General features: G+C 65.5%; 14 protein-coding genes. 6 read left to right on the plus strand and 8 right to left on the minus strand.

Features of this window, described 5'->3' with window-relative positions; translation table 11 throughout:
- Positions 1-67: 67 nt before the first annotated feature.
- The gene (locus ACYVGK_RS09900; protein ID WP_460733189.1) at positions 68-2719 is read right to left on the minus strand and encodes a TonB-dependent receptor; all 2652 of its coding nucleotides are present in this window, start codon (positions 2717-2719) and stop codon (positions 68-70) included.
- Between the two features lie 271 nt (positions 2720-2990).
- On the opposite strand from ACYVGK_RS09900, the gene mutS reads away from it, so the two are divergent.
- Together mutS and ACYVGK_RS09910 are read left to right on the plus strand one after the other, a co-directional pair.
- Complete coding sequence (gene mutS / locus ACYVGK_RS09905; RefSeq protein ID WP_460733190.1) at positions 2991-5573, plus strand: DNA mismatch repair protein MutS; 2583 nt, start codon at positions 2991-2993, stop codon at positions 5571-5573.
- Positions 5574-5661: 88 nt separating this feature from the next.
- Complete coding sequence (locus ACYVGK_RS09910) at positions 5662-6255, plus strand: DUF937 domain-containing protein (RefSeq protein WP_460733191.1); 594 nt, start codon at positions 5662-5664, stop codon at positions 6253-6255.
- 53 nt (positions 6256-6308) lie between these two features.
- Here ACYVGK_RS09910 and ACYVGK_RS09915 read toward each other — a convergent pair whose 3' ends face one another.
- The 7 genes from ACYVGK_RS09915 to ffh form a co-directional block, all read right to left on the minus strand.
- On the minus strand, positions 6309-6728 hold the full coding sequence (locus ACYVGK_RS09915) for an RNA-binding S4 domain-containing protein (protein WP_460733192.1): 420 nt from the start codon (positions 6726-6728) through the stop codon (positions 6309-6311).
- A gap of 29 nt (positions 6729-6757) precedes the next feature.
- A complete protein-coding gene (locus ACYVGK_RS09920) occupies positions 6758-7582 on the minus strand; it encodes a Mut7-C RNAse domain-containing protein (RefSeq protein WP_460733193.1) in 825 nt (274 codons plus the stop codon).
- Positions 7583-7661: 79 nt separating this feature from the next.
- Positions 7662-8054, minus strand: coding sequence for a 50S ribosomal protein L19 (gene rplS, locus ACYVGK_RS09925; RefSeq protein WP_460733194.1), 393 nt, complete (start codon positions 8052-8054; stop codon positions 7662-7664).
- A gap of 208 nt (positions 8055-8262) precedes the next feature.
- Entirely contained in the window at positions 8263-9024 is a 762-nt protein-coding gene (gene trmD / locus ACYVGK_RS09930; RefSeq protein ID WP_460733195.1) for a tRNA (guanosine(37)-N1)-methyltransferase TrmD, read from the minus strand.
- Positions 9025-9108: 84 nt separating this feature from the next.
- Complete coding sequence (rimM, locus tag ACYVGK_RS09935) at positions 9109-9627, minus strand: ribosome maturation factor RimM (RefSeq protein WP_460733196.1); 519 nt, start codon at positions 9625-9627, stop codon at positions 9109-9111.
- Positions 9628-9674: 47 nt separating this feature from the next.
- Complete coding sequence (gene rpsP, locus ACYVGK_RS09940) at positions 9675-9926, minus strand: 30S ribosomal protein S16 (protein ID WP_460733197.1); 252 nt, start codon at positions 9924-9926, stop codon at positions 9675-9677.
- 163 nt (positions 9927-10089) lie between these two features.
- Positions 10090-11457, minus strand: a complete 1368-nt coding sequence (gene ffh, locus ACYVGK_RS09945) for a signal recognition particle protein (RefSeq protein ID WP_460733198.1) — start codon at positions 11455-11457, stop codon at positions 10090-10092.
- A gap of 108 nt (positions 11458-11565) precedes the next feature.
- Between ffh and ACYVGK_RS09950 the strand changes: the two genes are divergently transcribed.
- From ACYVGK_RS09950 to ACYVGK_RS09965, 4 genes are all read left to right on the plus strand, one after another.
- Positions 11566-12351 carry a cytochrome C assembly family protein gene (locus ACYVGK_RS09950; protein ID WP_460733199.1) on the plus strand — a complete coding sequence of 262 codons (786 nt, stop codon included), beginning with the start codon at positions 11566-11568 and terminating at the stop codon, positions 12349-12351.
- A gap of 105 nt (positions 12352-12456) precedes the next feature.
- Entirely contained in the window at positions 12457-12915 is a 459-nt protein-coding gene (locus tag ACYVGK_RS09955) for a MarR family winged helix-turn-helix transcriptional regulator (protein ID WP_460733200.1), read from the plus strand.
- 1 nt (position 12916) lies between these two features.
- Positions 12917-14395, plus strand: a complete 1479-nt coding sequence (locus ACYVGK_RS09960) for an efflux transporter outer membrane subunit (RefSeq protein WP_460733201.1) — start codon at positions 12917-12919, stop codon at positions 14393-14395.
- The gene (locus ACYVGK_RS09965; RefSeq protein ID WP_460733202.1) at positions 14392-15573 is read left to right on the plus strand and encodes an efflux RND transporter periplasmic adaptor subunit; all 1182 of its coding nucleotides are present in this window, start codon (positions 14392-14394) and stop codon (positions 15571-15573) included. Before ACYVGK_RS09960 ends, ACYVGK_RS09965 begins: the two co-directional genes overlap by 4 nt.
- The last annotated feature ends 9 nt before the right edge of the window (positions 15574-15582 follow it).

Consider the following 15582-nt stretch of genomic DNA (forward strand, 5'->3'; position numbering starts at 1 on the left):
CTATAGCGGCTGGCCTGAAACGCCGACGGCCCGTCCTGATGACGGGCCGTCGCGCAAGCAAAGCAACTCAGTAGGTAACGCGGAACGTCACGCCATAGGTTCGTGGCGCACCGAGGAACGCGTTGTACGAGTTCAGCGGATCATGCGGCAGCGAAGTGCCCGGTGCTTGCAGCGGTGCGTCGAACGCCACCTGCATGTATTCCTCATCGGTCAGGTTCTGCGCCCACAGCTCGATGCCCCAGCGCTTGTCCTTGCGGCCTATGCCGACGCGCGCGTTCACCACGGTGTAGGAGTCTTGCTGCTTTTCCACGTCCAGATCCGAACCGGTGTTGTATTCGGACATGTACTTGGCGCCGAGATTGAAGCGGGCCACCAGGTCGTTGCCGAAGCCCCATTCGTAGGTCACGGAACCCGACCCCGACCATTTCGGCGCAAAACTCGCCTGCGAGCCGGGCAGCTTGTACAGCGAACCCGGCGCGGTGGGCGGCGTATCGCTGAACTCCGCGGTGGGTCGCTCATCGCCGTACTTGGTGTCGGCGTAGGTCAGGCCGCCCTGGAAACTGAGGCCATCGATGCCGGTCTGCCACAGGAATTCCGTGTCGACGCCCTGCGACACCACTTCCGGAATAGAACGCACGACGAAGCTGGTGCCGAGGAAGCTGTTGAGCTGGAAGTCGCTGTAGGTCTGGTGGAAGAGCGTGGCGTTGAACAGCAGGTTGCCATCGGCCCACGTGGTCTTCGCACCGAGTTCGTAGCTGTCGACGAACTCTCCGGGGAAGGAAGTGTCGTCCACCGGCCTGAAGCCGGCGCCGCTGCTCGACTGGCCATCGAGCGACTGCACGCGATCGAGATTGAAACCACCCGCCTTGTAGCCGCGCGCGGCCGAGACGTAGGTCATCAGGTTCTCATTCCAGCGATACGCTGCCTTGAGCGTGCCCGACCATTCCTTCTCAGTGCGCTCCTGGTGCGTCACGCGACCGTTGTGCAGGGCATTCGCCCATGGCAAACACGTGAAGCCGACGATGGTTGGCGCCACTGCGTTGATGATCGCGGCTCGTTGCGCCGGCGACAGCACCGCCCAGTTGGTGATGCGTTGCGATAGCGCCGCGCCGACGCGCGCGCCGGGATTGGCGAGTACCGAGCCACAACCGATGCTGCCGTTCGGATTACTGAAGGTCGAGTCGAGCTCCTTGTCTTCCTGCGTGTAGCGCAGGCCCAAGGTCAGATCGAGCGCGTCGGTCGCATGCCAGGTGTTGTTGGTAAACAACGCCTTGCTGGTCGAATTCTGGCGATGCTTGTCGAGCGCGCCGAGTCCGGCGAAGTTGGTGCCGAACGGCTGGCCGCTGACCTGCGACAGGAAGATCGCGGGATTGGCCGCATTGACCGGCAATCCCATCGCTGCCAGCGCACTGAACACCCGCGACCCCACCAGCGTCGACAGATACGGTTCGTATGCCGCACCCACACGGTAGGAATCGTTGCGATCCAGGTCCTCGTCCGAATAGAACGCGCCCAACATCCAGTCGAAACGGTCGGTAGAGCCGGTCAGGCGGAATTCCTGACTGAACGTCTCAAAGGCGGTCAGCGATTCGTCCTCGTCGGGATTGCGATACAGGATGTCCGCACTGGTGAAGTCGAAATCCAGGCCGTTGATGGTCTTCCAATCGCGCGCGGCGGTGATCGACGTCAGCGTCGCCCCGCCGAACCACGGCGTGATCCAGTTGACCTCGCCCTGCACGCCTTTGTCCTTGATGTCCTGCTCGGTGCTGCGGTTGCTCCACACCTGCCGATCGAAGGGATCGGTACCGACCGGTGCCACGCCCTCGTCCGTCGCGAGCGCGTCGATGATCGCGGCCGTCGCACCGCGCACGATGGTCACGGCCGCGCAGCAGTTCTCCTCGCGACTGGTGAAGTCGGCCATCAGGACGATGTCGAGGTTCTCGGTGGGTTCCAGCAGCAACTGACCGCGCAGCGAGTGGAAGTTCTGGTCGCCGTCTTCCTGCTCCACGCGCGGACCACCGCCAGTGTGGACGTCCATGAAGCCATCGCGCTTGCGCTTCACGGCGTAGATGCGCATCGCGGCGCTATCGCCCAGTGAGGTGTTGAAGGCACCGGCCGCACCCAGCGCACCGTAGTCGCCGACGGTCAGCTCGCCTTCCACTGACGTCTCGTAACTAGGCCGGCGCGTGATCACGTTGATGACGCCCGACGAGGTGTTCTTGCCGAAGACGGTGCCCTGAGGGCCCTTCAGCACTTCGATGCGTTCCAGTTCGCCCAGGTCGCCGAAGCCAACGCTGTTGCGCGGACGGTAGACGCCATCGATGACCACGCCAACCGACGACTCCAGGCCCGCGTTGTCGCCGACCGTGCCGATGCCGCGGATGCGGGCAGTGGTGATCGCTTCATTCTGCGTACTGGTGACAATCAGCCCCGGCACCAGGATCTGCATGTCCTTGATGTCGCGAATGCCGGTATCGCGCATCAGCTGCTCGGGTAGCGCAGTAAGCGAGATCGGCACGTCCTGCATGGTCTCCTCGCGCTTTTGCGCGGTGACGACCAGTTCCGCGAGGGTCGTTGCCTTCTCTTCCTTTTGCTCCCCTGCCGGTTGTGTTCCAGCCGGCGGGGCGTCCTGTGCGCGAGCCGGCGCGGCCAGCGTCGATCCCAGCGCCGCGGCTACCGCCAGCGACAGCAGCTTCTTCTGCACGTTGCTTCGAACCATCGCGAATTCCCCTTTCGAATGGACCGTTGTCCACACAAGACAAGCCCCGAGCGCGCGCTACGAACGCAACCCGGTATGCCCGCCGCCCCCTGATGCGGCCCCTGAACATGCCGAATACCCCGACATGTGCGGCCCGAACCTATCACAAGCCGAGAGACGGAGGTCACAGAAATTCATCCTCTACCGCCCCTCCTCCTCCAACTCCCCGCTCTGTCATCATGTGCCGTTGCACGCGCCGGCCGGCGCCGAATCGATGGACAGCAATCCCCACATGCACGGCAATTCCAGCAGCCCGACGCCCGAACACACCCCGCTGATGAAACAGTTCTTCGCCGCGAAGGCGGAGCATCCGGACGTTCTGCTGTTCTTCCGTATGGGCGATTTCTACGAGTTGTTCTACGACGACGCCCGTAAGGCCGCGCGGCTGCTCGATATAACCCTGACGCAACGCGGCAGCTCGGCCGGCCAGCCCATTCCCATGGCGGGCGTGCCGCACCATGCCTACGAGGGCTACCTTGCCCGCCTAGTCGCCCTGGGCGAGTCCGTGGCCATCTGCGAGCAGATCGGCAATCCGGCCGAGTCCAAGGGGCTGGTCGAACGCAAGGTCGTCCGCATCGTCACCCCCGGCACGGTCACCGACGAGGCGCTTCTCAACGAGCGACGCGACACCCTGCTGCTCGCCGTGGCGCGCGGCAAGCACGGCTACGGCGTGGCCTGGGCCGATCTGGCCGCGGGCCGTTTTCTGGTCAACGAAATCACGAGCGAGGACGCACTGGAAGCGGAGCTCGCCCGCCTGGAGCCCGCCGAAACGCTGATCGCCGACGAGGAAGGCTGGCCGGATTACGTCGAAACCCGCAGTGGCGTGCGCCGTCGTGCTCCCTGGTTGTTCGATGCCGACAGCGGGCGCCGCCAGCTGCTGCGCTTCTTCGGACTGCACGACCTGTCCGGCTTCGGCATTGACGACAAGCCGCTGGCCATTGCCGCAGCTGCCGCCCTGCTCGGCTATGTCGAAGAAACCCAGAAGCAGCGCCTGCCGCACCTCACCTCCATTGCAGTCGAGTCCGGCGACGGCGCCATCGCTATGAACGCGGCGACGCGTCGCCATCTGGAACTGGACACGCGCGTCGACGGCGACACCCGCACCACGCTGCTCGGCGTACTCGACTCGACGATCACGCCGATGGGCGGGCGTCTCCTGCGTCGCTGGCTGCATCGCCCGTTGCGCGATCGCCCGACCTTGCGGCTGCGTCACCAGGCAGTGGCGACACTGATCGAATCCGGGGTCGGTGAACGGCTGCGCGAGGAATTCCGCGCGCTCGGCGACCTGGAACGCATCCTCTCGCGTATCGCGTTGCGTTCGGCGCGACCACGCGACCTGTCCACGCTGCGCGACGGACTGGGCCTGCTGCCTGCGGCACGGACCAAGCTGCAACCGTTGGATTCTCCGCACTTGAGCGCATTGGCCAGCGAGCTTGGCGAACACGACGCACATGCGCACCTGCTCGCCTCCGCGATCGTGCCGCAGCCGCCTGTGCTCGCGCGCGATGGCGGCATCTTTGCCACGGGCTACGACGCCGAACTCGACGAGCTGCGCACGCTATCGACCAATGCCGACCAGTTCCTGATCGACCTGGAAGTGCGAGAGAAGGCGTCCACCGGCATTCCGACCCTGAAAGTCGGCTACAACCGCGTACACGGCTACTACATCGAAATCAGCAAGGGCCAGTCGGACAAGGCGCCCACGCATTACACGCGCCGTCAGACCCTGACCGGTGCCGAGCGCTACATCACCGAGGAGCTCAAGCAGTTCGAGGACAAGGTGCTCTCGGCTCGCGAACGCGCCCTCGCCCGCGAACGGCTGCTGTACGAACAGCTGCTGGACGCGTTGAACGAGCGACTGGAGCCGCTCAAGCGCTGCGCCGGCGCGCTGTCCGAGATCGACGTGCTCGCGTGCTTCGCCGAGCGCGCACAGTCGCTGGATTGGTCGCAGCCGGAGCTGGCCGAGGATTCCGGCATCCGCATCGAACGCGGACGCCATCCTGTCGTGGAAGCAGTCCGCAACGAGCCGTTCGAACCCAACGACCTGATCCTGCACGACGACCGCCGCATGCTGGTGATCACCGGCCCGAACATGGGCGGTAAGTCGACCTACATGCGCCAGAACGCGTTGATCGTGTTGCTGGCGCACATTGGCAGTTTCGTGCCCGCATCGCGGGTCGTACTCGGGCCGATCGATCGCATCCTCACCCGCATCGGCGCCGGTGACGATCTGGCGCGCGGGCAGTCGACCTTTATGGTCGAGATGAGCGAGACCAGTTACATCCTCCATCACGCCACTGCGCAATCAGTGGTGTTGATGGACGAGATCGGTCGCGGCACTTCGACCTACGATGGCCTAGCACTGGCCGAAGCCTGCGCGCGGCATCTTGCGCACAACAATCGCGCCTTCACCCTGTTCGCCACGCATTACTTCGAACTGACAGCGCTGGCCGAACCTGGCTCCGGCATTGCGAACGTGCATCTCGACGCAGTCGAACATGGCGACGCGCTGGTCTTCATGCATGCAGTGAAGGACGGCCCCGCCGATCGCAGCTTCGGCCTTCAGGTGGCGGCATTGGCGGGCCTGCCGAAGTCGGTGGTCAAGCAGGCGCGCGGTCGCTTGCTCGAGCTTGAGCAGCAGAACCGGGACACCCCGACACCTGAACTGACGCCCGCCACCCTGGATCAGCCGCAGCAGTTCGGATTGTTTGCGGCCAACTCCGCCGCGCTCGATGCCCTGGTGGCCATTGATCCGGACGAGTTGACGCCGAAGCAGGCGCTCGAGGCGCTGTACCGGTTGAAGGCGCTGAGTTAGCCGAAGGCGCCGCGCCTTCGCGGTGCGCATGCGCGCGAAACGAGGCTGGGGGTAGGATCGGCGTTCCCGTCTTCAGGAAGGAATCGCCATGACCTCGCTCGCCGACGATCTGCTCACTCAGCTACAGGGACCGCAACTGGCCCAGATCGGCCAGCAATTGGGCCTGTCGCAGCCGCAAGCGACGCAGGCCGTGTCGGCCGCGCTGCCATTGCTGCTGGGCGCACTCGGCCGCAACGCCAGTCAGCCGCAGGGCGCTGAGGCGTTGTTCGGCGCCCTGCAACGCGACCACGCGGGTCTCGACCTCGGAAGCGTGCTCGGCGGTGTCCTGGGCGGAGGCGGCCAGGGAACGGAGATCCTCGGCCACATCTTCGGCAATCGTCAGGGCAATGCCTCGCAGGGTCTCGGCGCCGCAACCGGGTTGGGCGGCGCCCAGGCGAATTCGCTGCTCAAGATCCTCGCGCCCATAGTCCTCGCCTATCTCGCCAAGCGGATGCTTTCCGGCTCCTCCGCTTCGCCGCAGGCGCTTGGCCAAGTGCTGGGACAGGAACATCAGCAGATCCAGCAGCAGGGCGGGCTCGGTGGCGGCCTGCTCGGTGCGGTACTCGATCGCGATGGCGATGGCGACGCGGACTTCTCGGACCTGATCGGTCTGGCCGGATCGGTGTTTGGCGGGCGCCGCTGAAGTTCATCGCCCTGCATGCGCAGCCTTGCTGGCTGCGCATGCGACGGACTCAATCAACTCGCGTCGATGTCGCCTAGCGCGCGGATCAATCTGCGCGCGCGTTTGTCGGGTTTGGTTTCCGGCGGTTGATAGCCCGCGCGCGCCGCCGCGCGGCGGCTGCGCTCCGCTTCACGACGCAGGCGCGAAGCGTCGCCTTCGGAATACAACGCCTGCGCGACCTTGGCCGGGCCGCGCGTGTCGCTGAGTGCGAGAACTTCGATCTCGAATACTTCTTCGCCGCGCGCGATCTTCATCGCATCGCCGACGTGCACGCCGCGCGCGGGCTTGGCGCGCTGGCCGCCAATTTCAATTTTGCCGGTTTCGATCGCCTGCTTGGCCAGTGAACGGGTCTTGAAGAAGCGCGCCGCCCACAGCCACAGATCGAGGCGGACACTGGCGGGAGACGCTAGGAAATCGCTTGTATCGGGTTTCATTGCGCTGATTTTATCGACTCCTTCCCGGCTCAGATCGATACACCGACTTCCGCCAGGCGTTGCCGCAGGCGAGTGAGATGACTTCCTGGCCAGTAGATCTGGCCACAAGCGCTGCAACGACTGAACTTGCCGCCATTGGCTGCGGCGACGGTCGCCGGCAGCTTCACGGGAACCTCGCACTGCAACGCTTCCACGGCGCCGTTGCAGCGCGCGCAGCGGGTGAAGGGCGCGATCCGCGCATCGAGCTGGAAGCGGTCGCATATCTCGCGCAACTGCCGACGCGGATCGGTCGCGTGCAGGAAGGCGCCGTGGGTCAGGGCCGCACGTTTCAGCAGACCGGTATCGCGGCTAAGCAGGATGCGGTGCTGCGTTCGCGAGATATCCAGCAGTTCCTCGTCGCCGTAGTCGTTGCGATACAGGCAATCGAAACCCAGCAGACGCAGGTAGGACGCGAGGCGCCCCAAATGCACATCGAGTACGAATCGCGGCTCGCGCAAGGGCTGCGGACGCAAGCGAGGAAACGTGTCGAGTTCGAAGCACTCGAACATGGGATAGACCGCTACCCGTTCGCCGCCCTGCAGCTTGTGGTTGAAACCGACGGGACTTCCGTCGACCAGGATCAGATCGACCTCGGTGTGCGGGACGCCGAGTGCTTCGATCCGATCCTTTACCGCCGGGGTGCCGTCGAAGGCGTGGATGAAGCTGCGCTTGCGACGCTCAGGCGGCAGGAAGTCGCCCAGCTCTTCGTAGAAACGAAACTCGCACTGGCGCTGTACGCGCGCCATTTCCCGCCCGGCTTGATGTGTCACGTCCCAGCCTACGCCGATGCGCGAGAACGCGCGTGCACGATTCATCCGCACAAAAGCAAACGGCCGCCCGAGGGCGGCCGTCGCTGCGCGGCACCCTGCGGTGCGCGCCAGTATTGCGTTGGAATTACTCGGCCTTGGCCTTGGCCTTGGCGTAGGCGGCGAGATCTTCCTTGATGCGGGCCTTCTTGCCTTCAAGGCCACGCAGGTAGTACAGCTTGCCGGCGCGGACCTTACCGCGACGCTTCACTTCGACCGAGTCGATGATCGCGCTGTGGGTCTGGAACACGCGCTCGACGCCGTAGCCGTGCGAAATCTTGCGCACAGTGAAGGACGAATTCAGCCCGGCATTCTTGGTGCCGATGACCACGCCTTCGTAGGCCTGGACGCGTTCGCGGTTGCCTTCCTTGACCTTCACGTTGACAACGACCGTGTCACCGGGGCCGAAGTCCGGCAGCTTGCGCTGGATCTGTTCGGCTTCGAAATTCTGGAGGAGCGTATGGATGGACGGCTTGTTCATGGCTATGGCCTGTTGGATTAGTTGTAGCGCGAGTGCACGTGGACCCGCGTCTGGCATCGGTGAAGCGGTGTTACGAAGCCGCGCATTGTAGCGGCTTTTTTCTTTATGCGGCAAATGGTTACGGGGTTTTGAATAGGTGGGTCCTGACTCGTCGTCCGCGTACCCGAATCCGCCAATGGCGGGTCAATACGCGCCCTACTGATCTGCCCTACCCGTCAAAATCGTCGCCAACATCGGTCAACCGGGCGCGATATGCTTCCAAAAGGCGGCGGTCGACCTTGGAAAGCGTGGATTCATCCAGCAGGTCCGGGCGCCGCTGCCAGGTCCGGCCCAAGGCCTCCTGGCGACGCCATTTGGCGATTTCGGCGTGATTCCCGGAGAGCAGCACGTCGGGGACCTTACCCAGCTCGTGCTCGACCGGCCGGGTGTAGTGCGGACAGTCCAGCAGCCCGCCCTCGAAGCTGTCCTGGGCTGCCGATTCGGCGTCGCTGAGCGCTCCTTCCTGCAAGCGCGCGACGGTATCGATGACCACGGCCGCGGCCAGTTCGCCGCCGGACAGCACGTAATCGCCGATCGAAAGCTCCTCGTCGACTTCCGCCTCGATCAGGCGTTCATCGATACCCTCATAGCGGCCGCACAGCAGGACCAGGCGCTCACGCGTGGCGAGTTCGCGCGCCTTGGCCTGGGTCAGCGGGGCGCCTTGGGGGCTGAGGTAGATGAGTTTGGCGGGCGTCGGATCGGCCTCGCGCGCAGCCTGGATGGCGGCACGCAACGGGTCGATCAGCATCACCATGCCCGGACCACCGCCGAACGGGCGTTCGTCGACCCGACGGTAATTGCCTTCGGCGTAGTCGCGCGGATTCCAGCCGTGCAGCGAGATCAGCCCACGCTCCCCTGCCCGCCCGGTGACACCGAACGCGGCGCACTGGGCGATGAAATCGGGAAACAGGGTAATGACGTCGATGCGCACGGATCAGGACTCGCTGGCGCACCGGTCGGCGCGTCGAAGGAAGTACATCGAAAGTGTAGCGAGCGCGTGCGCGCAGGCGGCGAACTAGAACTCGGCGTCCCAATCCACCGTCACGACACCCGCTTCGAAATCCACGGAAGTCACGTACTGCGGTTCGACGAACGGAATCATGCGCTCGCGCTCCCCATCGCGCGCGACCAGCACGTCGTTGGCGCCGGTGGAGAACAGGTGCGAGACGGTGCCGAAGTCCACCCCGTCGGCATTCACGACGCGCAGGCCTTCCAGATCGACCCAGTAGTACTCGCCCGGACGCGGCGGCGGCAGCGCGGAGCGCGGCACGTAGATCTCGGTGCCACGCATGGCTTCCACGGCATCACGTTCGGTGACATCGGGGAAGGTGGCTACCAGGTATTTGCCGCTTTCCTTGCCGCGCACGCCGCGCAGTTCGCGCTCGTTGCCCTGCGGGTCGCGCAGGATCCACGGCTGGTAGCGGAAGATGGCGTTGCGTGGCTCGGTCCAGGACTCGAGTTTGGCTTCGCCTCTAACGCCAAAGGCGCCGTTGACCCTGCCAAGCAGGATGCGGCGCCCTTGATCGTTACTCATAGCGAGATTGCAGGATCGGTCGCGCGCGAACTCGCGCGACCTGGCAATCAGGCCGCGGCCTTGGCCGCTTCCTTGAAGAGCACGGCGACCTTGTCGGTCAGCTGCGCACCCTTCGACACCCAATGCTTGACGCGCTCGAGGTCGAGTTCGACGCGCTTTTCGGCGCCCTGCGCGACCGGGTTGTAGTAACCCACGCGCTCGATGTTGCGGCCGTCACGGGCGCTGCGGCTGTCAGTGACGATGATGTGGTAGAAGGGGCGCTTCTTCGCGCCGCCACGGGTGAGGCGAATCTTGACCATTACAGTTTCTCGGTGTTGCCCAGCTGCCGGGATGGCAGGGTAAGCCGGCGATTATAAGTTATTGAATCGGGCCGGGAAACCCCAAAAGCGCCCCTCATTCGCCCTTTGGCCCCTTCTCCCCGCTTCGCGGGGAGAAGGGAAAGCCAGCAGCGGCGCTACCGAGTCAGCGGAACGGCATCCCGCCGCGGCCACCCATCATGCCCTTCATGCCCCGCATCAGGCCCTTCATGCCGCCGCCGGAGAGCTTGCTCATCATCTTTTCCATCTGCTGATACTGCTTCATCAGCTTGTTCACGTCGGCCGGCGTCAGACCGGCGCCCTTGGCGATGCGGGCGCGGCGCGAACCGTTCAGCAGGTCCGGATTGCGGCGCTCCTTGGGCGTCATCGAATTGATGATCGCGACCATGCGCGGCACTTCCTTGCCGGTGACCTGGTTCTTCACCTGGTCCGGGATCTGACCCATGCCCGGCAGCTTGTCCATCAGGCCATGGATACCGCCCATGTTCTGCATCTGCTCGAGCTGGTCCTTGAGATCGTTGAGGTTGAAGCGCTTGCCCTTGGCGACTTTCTCCGCGAGCTTGGCGGCCTTGTCCTTGTCGACCTGCTGCTCGACCTGTTCGACCAGCGACAGCACGTCGCCCATGTCGAGGATGCGGCTGGCGATACGGTCGGGATGGAAGACGTCCAGGCCATCGGGCTTTTCGCCCACGCCGATGAACTTGATCGGACGCTGCGTGATGTAACGCACGGAGAGCGCCGCACCACCGCGCGCATCACCGTCGGTCTTGGTCAGCACCACACCGGTGAGCGGCAACGCTTCGCCGAAATGCTTGGCGGTGACGGCAGCGTCCTGGCCGGTCATCGAGTCGACGACGAACAGTGTTTCGACCGGATTCACCGCGCCATGCAGCGCCTTGATCTCGGCCATCATCGCCTCGTCGATCGAGGTGCGGCCGGCGGTGTCGACGATCAGCACATCGACGTACGACTTGCGCGCGTCCTCGATCGCCGCCTTCACGATGGCTTCGGGCTTCTGCGACGCATCCGATGGGAAGAACAGCACATCGACCTGCTGCGCCAGCGTCTTGAGCTGTTCGATCGCGGCAGGACGGTACACGTCCGCCGACACCACCATCACCTTCTTCTTGCGCTTTTCCTTCAGGTGCTTGGCGAGCTTGGCGACCGTGGTGGTCTTGCCCGCACCCTGCAGGCCAGCCATCAGGATCACTGCCGGCGCCGGTACGTTGAGGTTGAGGTCGGCAGCGGTCGAGCCCATCACCGCGGTCAGCTCATCGCGCACGACCTTGATCAGCGCCTGGCCCGGAGTCAGCGACTTGAGCACTTCCTGGCCGACGGCACGGACCTTGATGCGCTCGACCAGCGCCTGCACCACCGGCAGGGCGACGTCGGCTTCGAGCAGGGCAATGCGGACTTCGCGCGTGGCTTCGCGGATGTTCTCTTCGGTCAGGCGGCCGCGGCCGCGCAGGCGGTCGATGGTGCCGGAGAGACGCTGGGTCAAAGACTCGAACATGCGGGAACCTGGGCGCGGGAAAACGAAAACGGGCGCGAATTATACGGGCTGGAGATGCGCGACCGGCGTACCGGTTCATGTAGCGACCGCGTATGCGACACTGCGGCGATGACAATCGTTCTCATCGCCGTCGTTCTCTATCTGGCCGCCACTGGTCTGCTGGTCGCGCAACTGCGTCAGGAACGGGCGCGTGGCCTGCGCTGGCTGCTTCCCGCAGTGGTGGCCGTCGCGCTGCATTTCACGATGCATGCGATGACCTGGCGCAAGGCCGGCGGCGCGGATCTGCACTTCTTTTCGGCGCTGTCGCTGGTCGGATTTGGCATGGCCGCGATGACCACCCTGTACGGCGCGACCGGCAGGATGGCGGCGCTGGGCGTCGTGGTATTCCCGATCGCTGCCGCGACGCTGGCTGGCTACGCCGGCTATGGCCACGTCAGCGCGGAAGGCCTCGACTGGCGCCTGCAATTGCACGCGTGGTGTGCACTGCTGGCCTACGCGACTCTTGCCATCGCGGCCTTGCTGGCCATCACCTCGTGGCTACAGGAACGCGCCCTGCGCCGGCGCGAATTCCACAGCTGGCTACGCGCCTTGCCGCCGCTGGTGGAGCTGGAAAGCCTGCTGTTCCGCACGATCGCCGTCGGCTTCGTATTGCTCACCGCAACCTTGCTGACCGGCGTGCTCTTCGTCGAAAACCTGCTCGCCCAACACTTGGTGCACAAGACCGTGCTGAGCGTGCTGTCCTGGCTGCTGTTCGGTGGTCTGCTGCTGGGCCGCTGGCGCCGCGGCTGGCGCGGCGCGACGGCGGTGCGCTGGACCCTGTCCGCCATGGGCCTGCTGGTCCTAGCCTTCTTCGGCAGCAAATTCGTCCTCGAAGTCCTTCTCGGCCGGGCCTGACCCCCGTTTTTCGGCATGGCGGGCCCTGAATGGGCCTCAGCGTCCTCTTTGCGGCAACAATATTTGCATTGACAAATATTGCAGTGGCGGGCATATTTCCCCGCCATGAACGCCATCACCCCCCTTCCCTGCGGCGGCTCGACCCTGGCCCTGCTGCTGCGTGAGATCCGAGCGGCCTTCTGGACCCAGATGGAAGCCGAGCTGCTCGCCGCCGGCCACGAGCTCAACTTCAGCCAGTACATCACCCTGAAACACCTGGCCGCCGAGGGCGCCGCCAGCGTCACCGACCTCGCCGCCGTCGCCCAGCTGAATCCGGGCGCGATGACCCGGCTGCTGGACAAGCTCGAACAGCGCGGCATCGTCGCCCGCGTCGCCGACCCCAAGGACCGCCGAGCGCTGCGGATCCACCTCACCGAAGCGGGCGCGGCGATCTGGCAGGACATCAACCACTGCGGCCAGCGCGTGCGCGAACGCGCGACCCGCGGCATGAGCGAAGCCGACCGCGAGACGCTCACCCGCCTGCTCGCGCAGGTCCGCGACAACCTTTCTCCTTCGGAAAGCTGACATGCCCTTCCCCATCTCCTCCCGGCTGACGCTCGCTGCGACGCTGGCCCTGATCGTCGCCGGTTGCGCCAGCACGCACGGCCTCGAACCGCAGGGCCGGTTGTCGAATGCCGATTCGCTCGCCGCTTCCCGCACGTTTGCGAACGCGCAATCCGACGCCGGATTCCCGCAGCGCGACTGGTGGAAGTCGCTCGGCGACGCGCAACTCGATGCGCTGATCGATGAAGCCCTCGCCGGCACGCCCTCGCTCGATGCCGCCGACGCACGCGTGCGCCAGGCGATCGCGCAGGCAGGTCTCGCGGAAGCCGCGGGCAAACCGACACTCGGCGCCACCGCGCAATATTCCGGCGTGCAAATTCCCGAAACCGTCGCGCCGCCCCCGATCGGTGGCGACTACCTCGGTGTGACCCTGCTCGGTCTGCAGTTCAAGTACAGCCCGGACATCTGGGGCGGCCATCGCGCCCGCACGCAGGCCGCGCTCGGCCAGGCGCGTGCCGCCGAAGTCGAGGGGCAGGCCGCGCGTCTGATGCTGTCGTCGAACATCGCCCGCGCTTACGTCGCACTCGCCCAGGCGCATGAAGTCGCCGACATCGCGCAGGCCGACGAACAGCGCGCAACGCACCTGCTCGATCTCGGCCACCAGCGCGTTAAGGCAGGCCTCGACAATCAGCTGCAGATTCGCAATAGCGAAGCCGCCGTCGCCACCGCACAGCAACAGCGGCAGGCCGCGCAGCAGCAGATCGACGTGGCGCGCAATGCGATCGCCGCGCTGCTCGGCAAGGGCCCGGATCGCGGCCTCGATATCGCCAAGCCTTCGCTGCTGACCGCATCCGCACCGGGCATCCCCAGCGTGGTGCCGAGCGAACTGCTGGGCCATCGCCCCGACGTCGTCGCCGCGCGCTGGCGCGTGGAATCCACGCGTCACGGCATCAAGGCGAGCAAGGCCGAGTTCTATCCGACGGTGAACCTCAGCGCGCTCGTCGGCGTGGCTGCGGGCAATCTCTCCGATCTCTTCAGCAGCGACGCGTTCCTGTTCCAGGGCGGGCCGGCGATCAGCCTGCCGATCCTGGACGGCGGCCGCCTGCGCAACAACCTGGCTAAGAGCGATGCCGAATACGACCTCGCCGTAGCCAACTACAACCAGAGCCTGGTGGGCGCGCTGCGCGAAGTCGCCGATGCGCTGCAGGCCTCGCGCTCGCTCGATGCGCAGCTGATTTCCGCAAATCGCGCGCATGACGCCGCGCAGTCGGCTTGGCAACTTGCCACCTCGCGCTACAAGGCCGGACTCGGCACGCAGCTGGATGTGCTCAACGCACAGCGCCCGCTGCTACAACTCGAACAGCAGATTGCCGCACTGCGCGCACAACGACTCGGCGCGACCATCGACCTCGATCGCGCACTCGGCGGCGGCCTCGAACTGGCCGCGCCGTCCACCCCTTCCGAAGACAACACCGATATCGCCAAGGCCGCCACGCCATGACCACCAAGATCAATCCGAATGAGGCCGTCGCGCCGCAAACCAACGGCAAGCGCAAGAAGGCGCTGACGATCCTCGCCCTCGTGGTGGTCGTCGCCGGCATCGCCTGGGCGATGTACTACCTGCTGGTTTCGCGCTGGCACGAAGACACCGACGACGCCTACGTGCAGGGCAATGTCGTGGCGATCACGCCGCAGACCACCGGCACCGTGGTGAGCATCGGCGCCGACGACGGCATGAAGGTCGACGCCGGCCAGACACTGGTCCAACTCGATCCCAACGACGCGCGCGTCGCCTACGAACAGGCCGTCGCCAACCTCGCCGGAACCGTGCGCCAGGTGCGCGGCCTGTACAGCGCGGTCGAAGCCGGCCAGGCCGACATCAACGCGCGTCGCGTCGCCGTGGACAAAGCCAGCGCCGACGTGAAGCGTCGCGAAGGCCTCGTCGCCACCGGTGCCGTCTCCGCAGAAGAACTCGCCCACGCCCGCGACGAACTCGCCGCCGCGCAGGCCGCGCTGTCGGTGTCGAACGAAAACCTTGCCCGCAACCGCGCGCTCGTCGATGCCACCACCGTGATCGACCAGCCGCAGGTCAAGGCCGCCGCCGCGCAGCTGCGTCAGGCCTATCTCAACCTGCAGCGCATGGGCATCGTCGCGCCGGTCTCCGGTTACGTCGCCAAGCGCACCGTGCAGCTGGGCCAGCGCGTCCAACCCGGCACCGCGCTTATGACTATCGTGCCGCTGGAACAGGTGTGGATCGAAGCCAACTTCAAGGAAACCCAGCTGGCGAAGATGCGCATCGGCCAACCGGTGCAGCTGCACTCCGACCTGTACGGCGATGACATCGAATTCAACGGCAAGCTCGCCAGCCTTGGCCTCGGCACCGGCAGCGCGTTCGCCCTGCTGCCCGCGCAGAACGCGAGCGGCAACTGGATCAAGATCGTGCAGCGCGTGCCCGTGCGCATCGAACTGGATCGCCAACAGCTCGCCGCGCATCCGCTGCGCATCGGCCTGAGCATGCATGCCGATGTGTTGCTGAAGGACCAGAGCGGGGCCGTGCTCGCTGCCGCGCCGCAGGACAAGGCGCTGCTGACCACCGATGCCTATGCGAAGCAGCTTGCTGACGCCGACGCGCTGATCGAGAAGATCGTGCGCGAGAACCTGGCGCGCGGCCGCGGCTGATTGCTTGCT

Source organism: Lysobacter tyrosinilyticus, assembly GCF_054779815.1.